This is a genomic window from Rhizobium sp. CB3060, from assembly GCF_025200735.1.
Taxonomy (GTDB): domain Bacteria; phylum Pseudomonadota; class Alphaproteobacteria; order Rhizobiales; family Rhizobiaceae; genus Rhizobium.
In genome coordinates, this window is record NZ_CP104158.1 from 1,393,125 (window position 1) to 1,411,583 (window position 18,459).

The 18,459-nt window shown below is 58.1% G+C and carries 14 protein-coding genes and 1 tRNA gene; 4 read left to right on the plus strand and 11 right to left on the minus strand.

Going from position 1 to position 18,459, the window contains the following annotated elements; translation table 11 throughout:
* Positions 1-92: 92 nt before the first annotated feature.
* The 4 genes from N2601_RS06870 to N2601_RS06885 form a co-directional block, all read right to left on the minus strand.
* Complete coding sequence (locus N2601_RS06870; RefSeq protein WP_104823081.1) at positions 93-1,307, minus strand: D-alanyl-D-alanine carboxypeptidase family protein; 1,215 nt, start codon at positions 1,305-1,307, stop codon at positions 93-95.
* 71 nt (positions 1,308-1,378) lie between these two features.
* Positions 1,379-2,557, minus strand: coding sequence for a septal ring lytic transglycosylase RlpA family protein (locus tag N2601_RS06875; RefSeq protein ID WP_104823082.1), 1,179 nt, complete (start codon positions 2,555-2,557; stop codon positions 1,379-1,381).
* 248 nt (positions 2,558-2,805) lie between these two features.
* On the minus strand, positions 2,806-3,678 hold the full coding sequence (locus N2601_RS06880) for a sigma-70 family RNA polymerase sigma factor (protein WP_104823083.1): 873 nt from the start codon (positions 3,676-3,678) through the stop codon (positions 2,806-2,808).
* Positions 3,671-4,294, minus strand: coding sequence for a flavodoxin family protein (locus N2601_RS06885; RefSeq protein WP_104823084.1), 624 nt, complete (start codon positions 4,292-4,294; stop codon positions 3,671-3,673). The genes N2601_RS06880 and N2601_RS06885 overlap by 8 nt, the downstream gene beginning before the upstream one ends.
* Positions 4,295-4,573: 279 nt before the next feature.
* On the opposite strand from N2601_RS06885, the gene N2601_RS06890 reads away from it, so the two are divergent.
* Positions 4,574-6,241 carry an arylsulfatase gene (locus tag N2601_RS06890; RefSeq protein ID WP_104823085.1) on the plus strand — a complete coding sequence of 556 codons (1,668 nt, stop codon included), beginning with the start codon at positions 4,574-4,576 and terminating at the stop codon, positions 6,239-6,241.
* A gap of 264 nt (positions 6,242-6,505) precedes the next feature.
* Here the strand turns inward: N2601_RS06890 and N2601_RS06895 are convergent.
* Both N2601_RS06895 and N2601_RS06900 read right to left on the minus strand, forming a co-directional pair.
* A tRNA-Ser gene (locus tag N2601_RS06895) sits at positions 6,506-6,595 on the minus strand.
* A 123-nt stretch (positions 6,596-6,718) separates the two neighbouring features.
* The gene (locus N2601_RS06900) at positions 6,719-6,973 is read right to left on the minus strand and encodes a hypothetical protein (RefSeq protein ID WP_104823109.1); all 255 of its coding nucleotides are present in this window, start codon (positions 6,971-6,973) and stop codon (positions 6,719-6,721) included.
* 190 nt (positions 6,974-7,163) lie between these two features.
* Between N2601_RS06900 and N2601_RS06905 the strand changes: the two genes are divergently transcribed.
* Positions 7,164-7,760 (plus strand): DNA-3-methyladenine glycosylase, encoded by a 597-nt coding sequence (locus N2601_RS06905; RefSeq protein WP_104825097.1) that lies wholly within the window; start codon positions 7,164-7,166, stop codon positions 7,758-7,760.
* 123 nt (positions 7,761-7,883) lie between these two features.
* On the opposite strand, the gene N2601_RS06910 is transcribed toward N2601_RS06905, so the two are convergent.
* From N2601_RS06910 to N2601_RS06930, 5 genes are all read right to left on the minus strand, one after another.
* Complete coding sequence (locus N2601_RS06910; RefSeq protein ID WP_104823110.1) at positions 7,884-9,428, minus strand: DHA2 family efflux MFS transporter permease subunit; 1,545 nt, start codon at positions 9,426-9,428, stop codon at positions 7,884-7,886.
* Positions 9,421-10,659: an HlyD family secretion protein gene (locus tag N2601_RS06915; protein ID WP_104823111.1), complete on the minus strand. Its 1,239-nt coding sequence runs from the start codon at positions 10,657-10,659 to the stop codon at positions 9,421-9,423. Before N2601_RS06915 ends, N2601_RS06910 begins: the two co-directional genes overlap by 8 nt.
* The gene (locus tag N2601_RS06920; RefSeq protein WP_104823112.1) at positions 10,652-11,116 is read right to left on the minus strand and encodes a MarR family winged helix-turn-helix transcriptional regulator; all 465 of its coding nucleotides are present in this window, start codon (positions 11,114-11,116) and stop codon (positions 10,652-10,654) included. The genes N2601_RS06915 and N2601_RS06920 overlap by 8 nt, the downstream gene beginning before the upstream one ends.
* A gap of 161 nt (positions 11,117-11,277) precedes the next feature.
* Positions 11,278-12,912 (minus strand): glycosyltransferase family 2 protein, encoded by a 1,635-nt coding sequence (locus tag N2601_RS06925; protein WP_245463958.1) that lies wholly within the window; start codon positions 12,910-12,912, stop codon positions 11,278-11,280.
* 591 nt (positions 12,913-13,503) lie between these two features.
* Complete coding sequence (locus N2601_RS06930; protein ID WP_104823113.1) at positions 13,504-14,298, minus strand: helix-turn-helix transcriptional regulator; 795 nt, start codon at positions 14,296-14,298, stop codon at positions 13,504-13,506.
* A 1,046-nt stretch (positions 14,299-15,344) separates the two neighbouring features.
* Here N2601_RS06930 and N2601_RS06935 point away from each other — a divergent pair.
* Entirely contained in the window at positions 15,345-16,274 is a 930-nt protein-coding gene (locus N2601_RS06935; RefSeq protein ID WP_104823114.1) for a fibrinogen-binding protein, read from the plus strand.
* Between the two features lie 154 nt (positions 16,275-16,428).
* On the plus strand, positions 16,429-18,456 hold the full coding sequence (locus N2601_RS06940; protein ID WP_158704453.1) for a hypothetical protein: 2,028 nt from the start codon (positions 16,429-16,431) through the stop codon (positions 18,454-18,456).
* Positions 18,457-18,459 lie beyond the last annotated feature (3 nt).

Sequence of the window (18,459 nt, forward strand, 5' to 3'; positions counted from 1 at the left end):
CTCAAGATGCGCGCTCGTGAAACCACGCAAAGCATCTGAGCCTGACATTCTATATAGGCTGTAAACAAGGGAATTCACGAGGCGGGAAACAATCAAGTCGACGTCGGGGTGTCCCAAAGCCAGGAGAACAGCAGCGATTCCGTCAGCTCCATGAAAGCATCGAAAGCGCGGCTGCTGAGCGTTCCCTGGGCGACGGCATCCTTTGTATAGAGGGGCAATTCGCGCAACAGCCGTGCGCCGGAAAAGACGCGGAGCGTTCCCGCTTCGTAGCCGACGGCGACCGGTGCCGTCAGCGGCCACCGATAGACGATGCGGGCCGACAGGCGGTCGGGATTGTTGAGCGGCACATAGACATCGACCGGTACCTTGGCGATGAGGCCGACCGTCGACTCCGCGCCGCCATAGACGCTGGCGTCGCCGATCACCTCGCCATCGGCAAAGATGCGCTGGCTCTTGAAGTTGCTGAGGCCCCATTCCAGCACGCGGCGGGTTTCCTCGGTGCGTTCCTTGTCCGTTTTCAAGCCGCCGAGCGCCAGGAACAGCCGTCGGCCGCCGCGCTGGATGGAGGCGACGATCGAATAGCCCTCGCCCTCGGTAAAGCCGGTGCCGAGGCCGTCGACGCCGATGTTCAGGGGGAGCAGCGGATTGCGGTTGCGCTGGTAGATCTTGTTCCAGGTAAAATCCGCCTGGCCGAAATATTTGTAGAGATCGGCGTGTTTCTCCTGCAGGTCCTGTGCCAGCGTCACCAGCTCGTGCACCGAAATCTTGCTGCCGTCATTGGGGTCGTCAGGGTCCGGAAGGCCGGTCGAATTGGTAAAGACCGCTCTCGGCATGCCGATCTCGCGCGCATGCGCCGTCATGCGCCGGGCGAATTCCTTTTCATTCACGGACATGCCTTCGGCAAGGATCATGCAGCCGTCATTGGCCTGCTGCACGGCGACGCCCTGGATCAGATCGCCGACGCGCACGCGCGATTTCAGGGCGGCGAACATGGTCGATGCACGCGACGGTGCACCGCCCTTGCGCCAGGCGTTTTCGGAAACGGGATATTCCGTATCAAGCGAAATCTCCCCTCGCCCGACTGCATCGAAGACGACATCCATGGTCATTAGCTTCGCAAGCGAGGCCGGGGAAATCGGTTGATTCTCATCCTTGGCAAGCAGGATCGTGCCGGTGGAGGCTTCGATCATGAAGGCCTGCGCGGCCTTGGTGTCGAAAGCCGGCGCCGGCGCCTGTTGGGCGACGGCCGGCAGGCACTCAATTCCGATAAGGAAGAAGGAAAACGCGAAAAACAGGCGTCTCAACATGCCGGCTCCCCAATCCGTTCGACCCCGAAATCATATTAGCCCAGGGGTGAAGATTCAGGCAATGACGCCGATTATTCGACTTGCGTTTGAGCTTGATGCTGACGGTGATAGGCGGAGAGGATCGACTCCTGCGTCAGCCCGTCATTGCGCACCATGACAGCGTCGAAAGCGAGATTGACGTAGACTGTCTTGACCGGTGCTTCCTGGTAGGCAGCGACCGTGGAGGCGAGCGACGGCGCATCAAGGCTCGCCATGCCCGGTGCGAAATCCGGACGCTCGTAGGGAATGGGGCCAATAGTAGGCAATACGACCAGCGTTGGCTCGGCAGGATCGACCGACGGCATGGCGCCGCCGTTCCAGGTCATCGGCGGCGGATTGTTGCGCTTGTTGCCACTATAGGACGCTGTCGGCGTGGAGCCGGCAAAGGCGGTTGCCGAATAAGGCGATTGCTGCGGGATCGGCGCAAGCGCCGGCGCAGCACTCGCGGTGTTGAAGCTGCGCTGCTGGCGGCTGGGCTGGCGGATATTGTCCGAATCCGGCAGTTGGTCGGCGGTAATGCGGCCATTCGAAGCGACCATTACGCCCGTTGCGATCTGGCCGCCGGGATTGATGCTCGGCAGGCGCGAGCCCTTCGGAATGTAGGAGGCCATCAGATAGGGATCGTCGTGGCCGTCCATGCGGGCGCGGCCGACATATTGCACGCGCACGTCGCCGGTGCCGCTATGCTGCAGATCGAGGAGCTGCGCCGTCTTGTTGGAAAGGTCGATGATGCGGCCGGGATGATAAGGGCCGCGATCGTTCACGCGCACGATGATGGAGGAACCGGTTTCGACATTGGTGACGCGCGCATAGCTCGGCAGCGGAAAGGTCGGATGGGCGGCGGTGAGCGCCTGCTGGTCATAGACTTCGCCGTTTGCGGTCAGGCGTCCGTGAAAGGCCGAGCCGTACCAGGAGGCGATGCCGACCTTGTTATAGGCATAATCTTCCTTGGGATAATACCATTGGCCCTTGACCTCGTAGGGATTGCCGACCATGAAACGACCGCCGCCCTTCGGGATCGGTCCATTGAAGGCAACGCGCGGGCTCGCCTTAACGCCGTATTCTTTTTCGGAGAAATATTCCTTGCCATGCTGACGCTTCGTCGCAACCTGCTGAGAGGTTCCGCAGGCGGTAACGGTGGCGCACATCAGAGAGAGAGCAAACCAACGCATACCCGTTGCGTATGTCACCGCACGATTATCGAATTTCATCTGTCCCACGCCGTTAATCAAATTACTATGGCAAGGCATGCACCGGCATATCCCTCAACCGGTATCCTGCTACGCCTCAATCACCTAACGGTACTTTAATCATGATTGCATGTTGTCGAATTTGCGATCGGATTTGAGCGAATGTGGGTATTTCCGAAAATTATGGTTAATGAATGGTTAAAATGCGGCAGCTTCTGCGGTCGCATTTGATGCCAGTTTCGTTGCCGATCGACCGATAAGTGCAACTATTAATGAGCCATGGCGCCGATGATGTGCTGCAGCTTGTCCGGGTTGCGCGTGCAATAAATGGCAACGATCTTTTCCTGCTCGATGTGTAGAGCGGTCGTCTGCGCGACGTTGCCGCCTTCTACCGTTACGAAACCTGGCAAGCCATCGATGACGGCATAGTGGATCAGTTGCGACGGTTGCGTGCGGAAAATTCGCGCCAACTGCTCATGGAGCAGCATGACGGCCGCGAGACCGATGTGTGGCCGCCGCGATGTCGGTACCTTGCCGCCGCCATCGGCATAGACAACGACATCCTCGGCAAGCAAGGCTTGAAGAGCCGCCATGTCTCCCGTTCTCGACGCCGTAAAGAAGGCTGTGGCAAGCTTCAGCCCCTGCTCTCTGCCGACGGCAAAGCGTGGTCGGGTCTCGGCAACATGCGCCCTCGCCCGGCTTGCGAGCTTGCGGCAAGCGGGAGCTTCGCGGCCGATCGCCGAGGCAACGTCATCGAAATCCATGCCGAACACGTCATGCAGGAGAAAGGCGGCACGCTCCAGAGGCGACAGACGCTCCAGCGCCAGCATCAGGGGCAAGGTGATATCATCAGCGGCATCGCCGTCCTCCGGATCGAAGATGGGCTCTGGCAGCCAGGATCCCACATAGGACTCCCGGCGGCGACGCGCCGATTTCAGCTCGTTGAGGCAAAGTCTGGTGACGATGGTGCGAAGAAACGCAGCCGGCTCACGCACCGATGCACGATCAGTCGCCAGCCAGCGCAGCGAAGCATCCTGCACGATATCCTCCGCATCCGCCACGGATCCGAGCATTCGATAGGCAAGCCGGACGAGGCGCGGACGCAGCTCGGAAAAGATCGGGTCGGAGGGCGTTTCACTCATGGGCGGCCAGAGCGTATTGGAGGGGCGCGGCTTGGCGTCCGCGAACGAACTGCAGCGTCGTCAGCGCCACACGCCGCCCGAGATAGCGCGCTGTAGCGAGATCGGATGCTGGCGGCGCGGTCTCCGGGCCCTCATCCGTGTTCGCCTGTGCCGCCGCACCTACCCAGAAGCCGAGACGGTTCATATCCTCTTCGGAGCCGGTTGAAGAGCAGTTCGCCGGCGGAAGATCGAGACCAACCCAATGCATTCCGTGCTGTGCCGCAAAGACCACCATCTGCATCAACGTCGAGAGCTTGTCACCGGACCGTGACCCTGAGGTGGTGAAGCCGGCCGCGATCTTGTCCTTCCACAGATAACCCTTGGCGAGAACGGCATTCGACGTTGCCTCCTGGAACGCTTTAAACGACGCGGAAACCGCGCCCATATAGGTTGGCGACCCGAAGATGATTGCCTGCGCGGCATTGAGATCATCCCAGTGGCGATCCACCTTGTCCACCGTGAGCAGCAGGGCCTCGACGCCCTCGACCTCATCAACCCCCGCCTTCACGGCTTCCGCCTGCCGGCCCGTGTGCCCATAGCCGCTATGATAGACGATTGCGATACGCTGCCGGGTCATTGTCATCTCCTTCGAACATGGTGTTGCGAAGGAGATGACAAGGGATGGGGTCTGATTGTGACATGCCTTGGCACTTTTTTGACGGTAATTGGCTTGCCATCCTCTCAAAAGACGCAGGATCTGCAGCTTGCTTGCATCGGCCAATGCAGACATGGCGGCGTATTCCCAAGTCTGAGCTGTTGTTACTGTAACGTACTTCCATTTTACGTCTTTCTCGCATCTCATCTACTCGCATGGACGTGCACTGCGAGATTGGGACCATGCGAGAGGGAGGAAACCATGAACACGGCAGAACATCCCAACAGCCCAGACACAAAAGTCCCCGAAGGCATTAGCCGGCGTACCGTCTTACTCGGCGGCACCGCGCTCGTAGCAGCCACGGCGGCGCTCTCATCGGCGCAAGGCGTCCGGACTGCGTCGGCGCAGCCAGCCGGTGGTAAGCCGAACATCCTTGTCATCTTCGGCGACGACATCGGCTACTGGAACATAAGCGCCTACAATCGCGGCATGATGGGCTATCGCACGCCCAATATCGATCGCATCGCCAAGGAGGGCGCGATCTTCACCGACCTCTACGCCCAACAATCCTGCACAGCCGGACGCGCCGCCTTCATCACCGGCCAGAGTTGTTTCCGCACGGGCTTGCTCAAGGTCGGGTTGCCGGCGGCAAAGGAAGGGTTGTCGGACAAGGACCCGACACTCGCCGAATTGCTCAAGCCGCAGGGCTACGCCACCGGCCAGTTCGGCAAGAACCACCTCGGCGATCGCAACGAGTTTCTGCCTACGGTCCACGGCTTCGACGAGTTTTTCGGCAACCTTTATCACCTCAATGCCGAGGAGGAGCCGGAGAATATCGACTATCCGAAGAGCCCGGATTTCAAGGCGAAGTTCGGACCGCGTGGCGTGCTGAAATGCGTTGCCACCGAAACGGACGATCCGACCGAGGATCCGCGCTTCGGCCGGGTGGGAAAGCAGAGGATCGAGGACACCGGCCCGCTGAATAAGAAGCGCATGGAGACCGTCGACGAGGAATTCCTGACGGCTGCGATGGACTTCGTTGACCGGCAGCACAAGGCTGGCAAACCGTTCTTGTGCTGGTTCAACTCGACGCGCATGCACATCCACACGCACCTCAAACCTGAGACTAGCGGCAAGACAGGCCTTGGCCTTGAGGCAGATGGAATGACGGAGCTCGACGGAATGGTTGGCCAGCTTCTCAAGCAGCTCGACGACCTCGGCATCGCCGACAATACGATTGTGCTGTGGACCACCGACAACGGCGCAGAAGAATTCTCATGGCCGGACGGCGGCACCACACCGTTCCACGGTGAGAAGAATACAAGCTGGGAGGGCGGCTACCGCGTTCCAGGCGCGATGCGCTGGCCGGGCGTCATTAAGCCAGGCACCGAGATCAACGACATCGTGTCCCATGAAGATTGGGTGCCAACGCTCGTGGCCGCTGCCGGCGAGCCCGAGGTAAGTCAAAAGCTTTTGACCGGCTATGATGCGGCTGGCAAAACCTTCAAGGTCCATCTCGACGGCTACGATCAGCGCGAGCTCTTGGCCGGAACCGGCCCGAGCAAGCGCAAGGAGTACTTCTTCTGGACTGACGACGGAAATCTCGCCGCCATTCGCTATGACCGCTGGAAGGTTCTGTTCATGGAACAGCGGGCCGAAGGGTTCGACGTGTGGCAAGAGCCGTTTGACACCTTGCGGCTGCCGAAGATTTTCGATCTGCGCGCTGATCCTTTCGAACGCGCAGAACATGAAGCGAGCGAATACGACTTCTGGCGCCTCGACCGGACATATCTCCTCGTGCCGGCGCAGGCCTTCGTGGCCCAGCACTTGCAAACCTACGTGGACTTCCCGCCACGGCAGAAGCCGGGTAGTTTCTCGCTCGACCAAGTTTTGGAGAAGCTGCAACGGGCCGGTGAGGGCAAGAACTGAAAGCGGTTGAGGGCGGAGACCGCTCAGACTGGGCGATCTGGAGGAGATCCAACAGAGCGCTAACTGGCCGGCGCTGCTCGGGGTCATCGAAGATGGGAGATTGTATCTTTATCGGGCACGGGTGCGTGCTGCGCCATTTTAACTTGCCTTGGCAAGGGCTTGCTCGGCGACGGAAGGGAAAGCTGTGCAGGTGCAAGAAACATATAAGCGTCACAACGCTTATCGAAAAAATTCTATAATTTCCAAATATTTAGATGAGAGAGATGGCGGAAGAGGTGGGATTCGAACCCACGGTACGGTTTCCCGCACGCCGGTTTTCAAGACCGGTTCCTTAAACCACTCGGACACTCTTCCTGTCGCTGAAGCGCATTGCCTCAGTAAATGTGGTCGGCTGGCTTTACAGCTATTCGGGCCGGAGCGTCAACCGGCCTGATTGAACTCCGCACCGAACGAATTGGCGCAGCCAGGCAATGGGCCCTATGCCCTCGGCTCGCCGCCGGGCGCGTAGTGAGATTTGCGCTTGAATGGGAAGACACTGCCGCAGCGGCAGCGGATCATGTATTTCGCCGGATCGTTCGATTTGCGCTCGTCGAAAAAGCCCGCCGGCATTTCGTCCACGAGAAAGCCGGGGTTTTCACGGCGCGGATTGTCATCCTCCGAAACCTCGGCGAAGCCGCTATTGCCACACTGAGAGCATTCGAGCTTTCTTGAATATCGATCCCGCGCAGCCATTTTCTTCCAGTCCGAGTCTCACAACCTCCCTTCCCTATCAGAGAACATTTCGTTTCTGAACCCGCGTAAAGAAATGATACAGATCGATGCGCTGAAATCCCATCCGGCTATGATTTCAGCGAAAGGGATTATCGAGACGAGAGCTTCGCAAGATTCGGCTTCGAATAACCAGTGGACACCGCCCTCGCCCATGACGCCTGACGACCAGCCCTTATCAATCGGCCCCAAGCCTTTGGCTGGCCCCGCCCTCACCGCCTTTTTCTCCCGCGATGCGGTCACCGTAGCGTCCGATCTCATCGGCGCGCGCCTCGCGGTCGCCGGTGCCGGCGGGCGAATCGTCGAGACGGAGGCCTATCGGCCGGATGATGAGGCATCCCATAGCTTTCGCGGACCGACGGCGCGCACGGCGGCGATGTTTGGGCCGGCGGGCCGGGTCTATATCTACCGCTCCTACGGCATTCACTGGTGCCTGAATTTCGTCTGCCAAGGCGCCAGCGCCGTGCTCATCCGGGCATTGGAGCCGGAAAGCGGCATCGCGGACATGGTCCGGCGGCGCGGTGTTGCCGACTTTGTCGATCTCTGCAATGGCCCGGGAAAGCTGACGCAGGCCTTGGGCGTGGATATCAGCCTGAACGGCCTGGCGCTGGACGCCTCGCCTTTCGAGTTCATCTTGGCCGAGCCGGTGCCGGTGGTCGCAGGCAAGCGGATCGGGATTACTAAAAATGTCGATCCGCTATGGCGCTTCGGCGCCGCCGGCTCACGCTTCGTCAGCCGCCGGTTTCCTTAGAGCGCCACGCAATTTCGGACGAAAAACCGCTGCGCACTTTTCCTGAAATTGCTCTGAAAAAGACCGCCGGGGTGGAGCCCGGCGGTCATGCTGCCGCGTAGTGAAACTGGAAAGACTACGCAGCTACTCCATCGCGATGCTGTGGTCGACGGCCGGCGGCGCCTTGGGCTTGCGCAGCAGCAAAAGCAACGGCATGGCGAAGATCGACATCAGCATCAGCAGTTTGAAATCGTCCATATAAGCGATGATCGTCGCCTGCGTGGTAATCACGCCGTCGAGTGCTGCGCGGCCGACAGCGGTCACGGGGCTGATGGCTTGCGCGGCCGTGGCATCGAAATAGCGGTTGAACGGCGTCACATAGGCGGCGATAGTCGAGTGGTTGACCTGGGTATTTTCGGTGATCAGCGCCGAGACGACAGAGATGCCGACGCTCGAGCCGATGTTACGCGAGAGGTTGTAGAGGCCGGTACCCTCGCCGCGCATCTGCGCAGGCAGCGTCGCAAAGGCGATCGTCGTTAACGGCACGAACAGGAAGCCGAGCCCCGCCCCCTGGACGAAACCGACTGAAATCAGCGTCCATTGCGAAACATCTGGCGTCCAGCCGGTCATGTCGTACATCGCCCAAGCGGTCAGGGCGAGGCCAAAGAACAGCAGCCAGCGCGTATCCACCTTGCCGATCAGCCGCCCGACGACGAACATGCACAGCATCGTGCCGAGCCCGCGCGGACCCATGACGATGCCGGCGGTGACGACCGGGTAGCCCATCAGCGTCTGCAGATAGGGCGTCATCAGCGCCAGCGACGCCAGATAGGTGACGCCGACGACGAAAATGAACAGCATGCTGACGGCGAAATTCTGGTCCAGGAACAATCGCGGGTTCACGAAGGACCGTTCCGCCGTAAACGTATGCACCAGGAAGAGATAGAAAGCGCAGACGCAAACCAGAGCCTCGATGATGATTTCGCCTGAATAGAACCAATCGAGCTGCTCGCCGCGATCGAGGAAAAGCTGCAGGGCGGCAATGGCGATTGACAGCATGCTGAAGCCGAAGAGATCGAGCTTGGCGAGCGCGTCGAGCTTGGTTTCCGTCACGTAGATGACGATGCCGGCAAAGGCGAGCGCGCCGATCGGCACATTGATATAGAACACCCAGCGCCAGCTCATATTGTCCGTCAGCCAGCCGCCGATGACCGGCCCCAGCACCGGACCGACCATGACCGAGACACCGAACAATGCCATGGCCTTGCCGCGCTCTTCGACATTGTAGATGTCGAGAAGAATCCCCTGCGACAGCGGTACGAGCGCTGCGCCGAACAGGCCCTGCAGCAGGCGGAAGCCGACGATCTGGTTCAGCGACTGCGCCAGGCCGCAGAGAACGGAGGCGACGACGAAACCGGCGATCGCCACCAGCAGCACGCGCTTGCGGCCGAATTTTGCCGAGAGAAAACCCGACGGCGGCGTCATGATGGCGGCGGCGACGATATAAGATGTCAGAACCCAGTTGATTTGATCGGCGCTCGCTGAAACGTCACCCTGGATATGGGGCAGAGCGACGTTGGCGATGGTGGTGTCCAGCGCCTGCATGATGACCGCCAGGATGACGCAGGCGGTAATGGCACCGCGATTGGCGATCGGGCCGGAGGGTGAAGCAGCAGCAGCGTTACTCATGGTCCTGACCGTGGGATTGGCCCAACAGGTTTGCAACGAAGTCCGGCAGGCCACGGGCATGGCCAGTATCGACATCGGCGACGACACTCATGCCGACACGCAGCGGCGGCTTGCCCTGCATGTCGTCGATGCTGACGATCATCGGAATCCGCTGTACGACCTTGACCCAGTTGCCGGTGGTGTTCTGCGCCGGCAGCAGCGAGAAGCTCGCGCCCGAGGCCGGCGAGATGCTGGCGACGGTGCCCTTCCAGGTCACGCCCGGATAGGCATCGACCGAGATCGAGACCTTCTGACCGGGCCGGACATGCGTGAGCTCGGTTTCCTTCGGGCTGGCATTGATCCACATATGGGTGGTGGAGACCAGCGAGAAGCCCTGCTGTGCGGCCGTCAGATAGGCGCCGACCTGGAGCGACGGAACATTGGCGGTAATACCGTCGAAGGGTGCACGCACGACCGTGTCGTCAAGCTCACGCTGCGCATTGTCGACGGCGGCCTTGGCCTGCAGGTAAACCGGATTCTGCTCCACCGGCTGGTCGGCATTGCCGCCGAGCTGCGCGAGCGTGGTTGCAGCCTGCGCCTGGGCGACGGAGACCTTTTGCTGTGCCGCATCGAGATTGTGCTTGGCCTGATCATAGGCGGCCTTGGAGGCGACCGAGCTATTGATCAGGTTCTGCTGGCGGTCGTATTCGGTCTGGAAATAGGGAATATCGGCCTGCGCCTGGGCGATTTCCGCCAGCGATTGCTTGTAGCTAGCCTGCAGGTTCAGGATCTGGTTGCGGGCATTGCCAAGCTGCGCCTCAGCGCCTTCCAGCGCAATACGGAAGGAGTCGGGCTTCAGGCGGAAGAGCACCTGCCCCTTCTTCACCACCTCGTTTTCATGCACGTCGACCGAAATCACCGTGCCGGAAACGTCGGTGGAAACACCGACCATATCGGCCTGAATATAGGCATTGTCGGTGGACATTATCTGCCCGCCGGTGACGTAGTAATAGCCGCCGATGACAAGGGCGACCGGCAGCAGCGCGAAGAGGATCGGCCGCGTCGGGCTGCGGCGCTTGCGCGGCTTTTCGGGAGGAGCAACCGGAGCGGCGGTGCCGGCAGCGGCGGGTGCCGGAGCGGGATTGGAAGACGGCGCCTCGGCGACTGCGGCTTGGTTCTGCTCGATTGCGGTCTGTTCGTTGGCGGAGTTCACGTTTGCGGGAACGCGAAGCGAAGAAGATGCGTCAGCCATGATTTGTCTCTTTGTCGCCCACCGTTGCGCGGCAGGCCTGGACCAGGTTCGATTTCATAAGGGTGAGCAACTGATAAAGGCGCTCATGATCTTCGGAAGAGACCCCATCCAGGGCCTCCTTGCGGGTTTGGTCGCCTATGCTGCGCATGGTGTCGAGCAACGGCCGCGCTTCCTCGCGCATGTAAAGCATCCAGCTTCGCCGATCGTTCGGGTGCTGGCGGCGTTCGACCAGGCCGCGTTCGGCCAGCTTGTCGAGGATGCGCACCAGCGTGATCGGCTCGATTTCCAACATCTCGGCAAGACCCGCCTGGTGGATCCCTTCATTGTTCGAGAGATAGGCGAGCGTTTGCCACTGCGAACGCGTCAGTCCCATATCTTTCGCACGCTGCTCGAACCGCTTCCGAAGAAGCCGGGCAACGTCATGCAGGAGAAAGCCGAGAGTTGGTGTCGAATTCATGGGATAAGAAGCCTGCTATTCATAAGCAACCTTATAATGCTGTCACGTATAGTAAGTAAGCATGCGATACAAGGGGCCAACGCACGATCTTGTGCAGATCGTCAAAAATGTCGCAGGAGGTGTCGCAAAGATGTCGCAGGCTCGCGGGGTTAGGCGAGCGCTTAACGGGAAGGCATGCTTTCCGTTCTATGCCGGGCGATGATCAGACCGATCAGCGCCGCATAGATCAACGTATTGATCGCGGCAAAGATAAAGAGGCCTTGGGCAGCCTCCCGATCCGCAGCAAAGACCATCGCCAGCGCGGAAGCAAGGCTGATCGCGATATAGGGCGCCAAGACGCGAAGCGGCAGCGCACGTGCTTCTGCGATCCTCTCGGGCGCGACGCGGGAATCGCTCGGAGAACGCGTGAGACGATCGCGAATTGCGGCTGCGCAGCCCATCAGCGACCAGGGCCAGCGCAGGAGCAGAAATGCCATGCTCTCCCAGCTTATGATCCTGGCATCGGCGGGTCGGAATGCACCGGTGGCGCGCCAGATGAAAGCGATCGCGATCATCGCGCCAGCGATCGGCAGGAAATGCAGCAGGAAAGCGGGATAGGTGACATCGGCAAAGCTGTGGCCGGTCAGAAGCGCGACGATCGGCAGCATGAAGATGATAGCCAAGCCCAAGGAAAACAGCGGATACCAAAGCTCGGAGAATAACAACTGGAATTTCAACCATCCAGGCAGTTTCGGCATATAGGCCGTCGAATACCGCAACAGGGTGGTCATTCGGCTGCGCGACCGGTCAAATTCCTGCATCATGAGATCTGCGAAGGTCGCCGGACCGTCGCCATGGGCGATCGCATCCAGCGCATGGGTACCGCGCCAGCCGCTGGCATTCATCGCCAGTGTCGTCGAAAGATCTTCCGCCGGTTCCGGCCCGGGGCCACCGATTTCCTTCAAAGCCGCGGTGCGCACAGCATAGTGCGTGCCCATACAGAGCGGTGCCCAGCCATTGTTGTAGCCGGACTGCAGCACCCCCTGAATGCCGGCGTCGGCAGAGAGCCTGCCCCTCGCCGCCCAGCTCGATGCCGCATCGGCGTCTGAGATACTCGGCGCCGACACATAGCCAACGGAGGGATCGCGGAATGGCCGAACAATTTCGCGGAGATAGATCCTTTCGGGCACATGGCCGGCATCGATTTGCACGACGAAATCATATCTTTCATAGCCGAAGTGATCGTAGAAAGACCTGAGATTGCCTTGCTTGCAATGCGGCGAAAGATCGGGAGCGTCAGCCCCGGCGCTCCCGCGCGTCGTGGAGGTGAAGACGCCGTGTTCCATGCACCATTTCATCATTTCCAGGCTGGGTTTTTCCTCCGCCAACCAGACATCGAAATCGCAGCCCGTTTGATCGAGCATTGCCCGCAAGGTCGTTTGCACGAGGGAAAGAGGGTCGGATGATGCTCTGGTAACGACCATGGCGATGCGCCCTGCTGGCAACGGTCCGCCAGCTTGCGGCATCCGCCGCGCATCATGGACGATGACGATGAAATAGGCGGGCAAGCCGGTGATCCAGGCAAGAACGAGCGTCACCAGCAGATAGGATGGCCAGCCGATGATGTGATCGCTGCGCAGCCACCACAGCCAGAAGAAGGTCATGGTTGCCGTCCAGACGGTGATGCCGATCAGATTGGCAAAGCGCATCCTGCCTTCGAACACCCGCTCCGTCGCCGGACCAATATCGGCGGGTTCGACGGAAGGCTGAAGCATGGCGTGGATTACAGCGGCTTTGACGGCAGGGATCTTGCCCATCGTGTCACCTTCAGAACGAAAGAGAGGGTGGCGGTGTTGCGCCGCTGACAAGAGCCGTTTCAGCTTGATGTGTAAGGGTGGATGGCAACCCTTTTGAGGAGAAAGGACCGCCATCCATGGGAACAAATCTACGCACTACACCTCCCTCCCCGTATCAAATAACGGCTCCTATAGGCCGCATGCTGTACTTAAAATACATTGATTGAGAGGAGTAACGTAAATTTATTTACAGTAACAATTCGTGCATATTTACAATTTTCACCAGTATCGAATCGGACGTTAACTTGGTGAATGAGACAATGATAAAACTACTTTACGCTACGTCAACGGAAATCTGATGAATGATTAGGCAAACTATACTAAATAGCTATTTCACAGGTGAGATATTGGCTGCGTCGTGCATGGAATATAGTCCGCTTTCAGGAGTGACCTAAGCGGCGGGATTAACGCAACGGCAGTGGAAATACGGGGCGGCCTGGGTCGGGCCTTCGTTTCGAGCGATAAGATATTTCGGCCCGGAACCGGTGAAGACAGAAAACGGCCGCCCACGATGTCGCGAACGGCCGTCCCCTCTCAATTCCTATCCGTGGATCAGTTTCTCCAGCGACGCGATGGATCCCGATCCAGCCCGTTGTCCGAATTGAAGAAGCGTGAGGCCGCTTCCGTTCGATTGCGGACATTCATTTTCTTGTAGATGTTGCGGACGTGAACCTTGACCGTATTTTCGGACAGGCTGAGCTGGTCCGCTATGATCTTGTTCTGTGTCCCCTTGCAGATGAGATCCAATATTTGGACCTCGCGCGTGGTCAGTGCCTGCAGACTGCCGTTGCGCATGGCGATAGCATCCTCATAGGGTCTATGGCTCGTGGCAAAACGCGTCTGTGCCTGATAGAGCGGCTGACTGAGATGCGGCGTGTCCCCAGAGAGCCGGCGTAGAAGCGCCGAGGGGAAGTGTTCGCCACCTTTCATCAGCAGGTCGATCGCTGCCATGAACACGTCGAGGCGCAGATTGAGCGGCAGAACGCCGTGTATATTCCGTCCTTCGACAAGTCTGGCCACGTATGGATCGTGCAGATCGATCGTTTCAACGACCAGCCCGATCGATATTCCGGGCGAATTCGCCCTTATTGCATGTAAAGTGTCCTGCATTTCCTCAGATTGAAGATGGTACAGCAGGATCAGTTTAACGCCCTCCAGAACTTTGCCCTGAAGTGCCTTCGGGTCGGTAATGCTAATGATGTCATATGCTGCAAATCTGGTGCCTAAAGTCTGCACCAGGCATTCAGAAAAGAGATCGGCATCCGCCAGTACGACGATAGTCTCTCTCAAGTTTATGATGTTATGATTGTCCTCAGCATCCCCTGTTCTTACGCTTGCGATGTACATTTGTGCATCCCCCAAAGCTCGCAGCCATGTGTGTTAACCCGCTTTTTGCCGGAATGTTTTTTATGAGCACGGTGCCCTGATAGGACTGTTTATGCAGTCTTCTTAATTAATATAAAACTATATTAATCCATGCGATCGTACTTGGAAATTGCCCAAAGGGGTTAGTTTTGCCGCAAAAACTTTAAAAATTATCACAAATGTGGGAATTTGGCCAAATTGGGTGCCGTATTTGTGCTCAGTTTTGCACATTTCCGGGCATTTCTGTTTAATCAGCTAACCTAAGGTGGAGGTCACCTGGCGACTGACAATAGCCCAAATCGACCGAAATCGGTAGACCGACTCGGGTGAGCCGAAGACTGGCTTAAAGCATAGTAAGCGTCGATATACTTTTTATTACAATTTGAAATTTCATTGACGTGGTCCGTTTTTGCAACGACCGCAGACTTAGTTAGATTTTTGAAATATATTACTTGGATGCACCGCCACAATTTCTGATCCCTTAAGTCGGACGGATTAAGACTGCGTAAGCGAACGGTAACGCTCATTGATGCCAATCAGGCGGTCGATAGCTCACAAAATCTGGAAAAGACGAGTGACAACAGCGCTTTAAATCCTGCGCACTCATCGGATGAAATCCGATTTACGAAACCGAAACAGGGCGGTAGCCCGAATTGGTATCTATGAGCTTGTGTTGTTTTCGGTCAAAGTCCCACTGTTCCGCACCAACCGCGGAGCTTGGGGAAAATGGCATTCCGGTCCTTTGTCTCGCGTCCCGGACAACCTCCTCCTCCCCTAACTTCTTAGAGACAACAGAAAGCAGAAGGCGTTGGACGCTCTAACTGAGCGCCAGGGCGGATTTGCGTACTTTGTTTTGCGTAGCTGCAAATCCCAAGAGGCCAGGTCTGAACCAACAGGCCGGTTTTGACGGTAGTCCTGTAGTGCGTACACCTGCCGCAACGTTAACAGAGTTGGGGCCGCCGCGAGTCAATCCCGTTTAGATGAGAGGGATTCCCCGAGACGGCCTCCTCATTTGGAGGAAATGTATGATGTCTCCTGATTCTGATATCGCCAACATCAGCGCCGATGACGACCTGAAAGTTGGCGCGTTGGCGGATGGTCTCGCGACCAGCGCCGTCAATTCGACGGAAGTGGATGACGGTTCGACCGGTCTTGTCGGCGTCGCCAACACCAATAACAGCAACAATACCAACACCACCGATACGGATGTCGACGTCAAAAACAACGGCGACAATCGCGACAACACCAACAACGGCGACAATCGTGATAACAGCTATAACTGGGATTACGACAATAAGGTAATCACCAAGACCGACACGGATACGGACATCAACATCAAGGATAATGGCGATAATCGCGACAACAGTTACGATTATGACTACAAGGCCATTACCAAGACGGATACCGACGTCCACACCGAAGCCAACAACAACGGTGACAATCGCGACAACTACAGCGACTCCAGCACTCATTCCGATTACGATTTTGGAACGATCAAGGATGTCCATGATGTCGGAAATCTCGGCGTAGCCGGTGGCGATCTGACCTTCAATCTCGGAGACGATTACTCCTTCAACCTCAATATCGATGGCGTGCTCAACAATGCGCTGGGCGGCGGCGGCAATGACACAGGCTTTAGCCTGGTTCAGGCCAACAATCTCGCCGACCAGGATCAGGCCTATGATCTGCGGATGCAGAACCAGGATGCCAGCATTAACCTGACAGCAGACGGTGGTCATTCCCATGCGGATGGCCTCGATCTCGACCCGACCCTGAATTGGAACGGGGTGCCGAGCGTGGGCCACGACATGACCGGTACGGCGTCGGCGGATTCTTCCGCTATCATCGCCAACTCCGGCTTCCATCAGGAAGTGGTACAGGGGGCGAACCTGCTCACCAACTCTGCGGATATTGCCGTTGTCGGCGGCGATCATCACGTGACAACTGGCGACACCTGATTTCGAAGCGAGAGCCACGCCTTTTGTGCGCCGTCCGGAGGACCGGCCGGCGCACATATGTGGCTTGAACCTGGATTTCGCTGAAATGACAGCCGTCGGTAGCGACGGCTTCGGTTCGGATAGACCAGGCGTTTCCGAAAATTGGGGGTTCGTCATGCACGCGGAAAAAATATCGGAGATCATAGCCCACTTTATCGGGCTCTTCGACACGCAGATCGAGGATCTGCGTCTGCGGCTGGGCTACACGGATGGGACATCGACGGAGGACAGTCCGTCGGAACAGACAGACCCGACCCTGGCAAAGGACGACTTTGCATCGGGGCTGACGATGGTCGACTACGCTCCCGACGTGAAATACATCTCCTCGCCTTACGACTTCCGTTATGGCTATGTACGCCTGCATGATGATCCCTACCATGTGCGCATAAACGGTCCCGATGGCGTTGCGCCGGTGGAGATCCCTGTCGTCCACCGCCCCTCCGACATCCAATTCCAGCCTGCTGCTCTGCCGTATAAACTCGACGTCCACGTAGGGCCGGGTTCGGAGACCGCTCATGTGGTGCAGGCCAATGTCTTGCGCGATGACGACGTGCTGGACATGACGAATTCTTCCCATCATCTCGTTCGCGATGTCTCCGATGTCTACGATTGGCTGGGCCAAGCGACGGTGAAAGCCGAGGAACTATCGCCCCTTGACTCCCTCCAGCGGACGGAGAGCACCGAGGGGATGATGAAGCTCAGCGACGATCTGCACGCATTTATCAAAACCATCGAGGCGAACGGCGGCGCCGACATACAAGGCCCCGACGGCAGCCATTACTTTGCGATTGCCGGCAATCAGCTCGACGGCATCTTTGTCAACGGTGAGCAGGTCAGCAGCGTCCCGGATCTCGAAGATTCCATGCCCGATCGCGGCCTTGCCGCGCAAAAAGCGGTGATCGAAGGAACGGATGAAACCGTTCATCAGACGGGACTAGGGCCGAACTCCCTCAACATCGAGGCCGGCGGCAATGTCGTCGCAAACCTCGTCAACATCATCGACACAAATGTGATCGCGCATGTGATGGCAGTGATGGGCGACTATCATTCCATCGACGCGATCTCACAGAGCTATGTTTACAGCGACAACGATAAAGTCGATTGCACCTCAGGCGATAACGACCAGTCTTCGCAAAGCGCCTTGACGATCGGCAGGAATATCGCGGTTTTCGAGCACACCCAGTTTCAGGTGAGCTCGACATCAGACCATACCGACGACGGCAATCCGGTTTTCCCGAGCTTCTGGCGCGTCAGCGTCATCGAGGGCGACGTCTCGTTCCTGCACTGGACGGAGCAATATAATTTCCTCTCCGACAACGACACGATGCGGGTGACGACCACCGGCGCCGAGACGACGCTGCTGACCGGCGGCAATACATTGGTCGACCTTGCCTCCTTTTTCAGTCTTGGCATGCAGTACGATCTGATGATCGTCGGCGGCCACGCGTTCGACATCAATTCGATCAGCCAGATCTCGGTGCTCTACGACAATGACGTGGTGTCGACCCTTCAAGGCGGCGAACATGTTCAGACCGGCGGCAACCTGCTCTGGAACCTCGCCTCGATCAACAATGTCGGGCTGTCCGATCGTTTCACGACGATGCCCGATTTCATCAACGACACGGTCAAGAATATCCAGGACCACACCGACGAGATACCGGACGGGCTTGCCCACGACTCCAACTTCGCCGGTCACGAGGCGCTGAATGTTCTTTACATCACCGGCAACTTCTTCGACGTCAACGTCATCAAGCAGATCAATATCGTCGGCGATTCCGATATCGTGCATCAAGTCGCAAGCGATGTGGTGGCGAACAATCAGAACGCCACGGTATCGATCGACACCGGCAGCAATGCCCTGGTCAATATCGCCAATATTACCGATTACGACAGCGTCGGTCATACGACCTATCTCGCCGGCAATCTCTATTCCGATACCGTCCTCATCCAAGGCGGCCTGGTCGATCACGATCAGACCAATACGACCAATGCAAACCAGCAAAGCCAACCGCTGGCCAATGAAGCGATCGCTTTCCTCGGTGATCACGATCAACAGCCCGCGCAGAATGAAACCATCGATCTCGGCCACGACATGTCCTGGCACAACGGCCCTGTCGGCGACGTCATGCAGACCGTCACTTAGCCA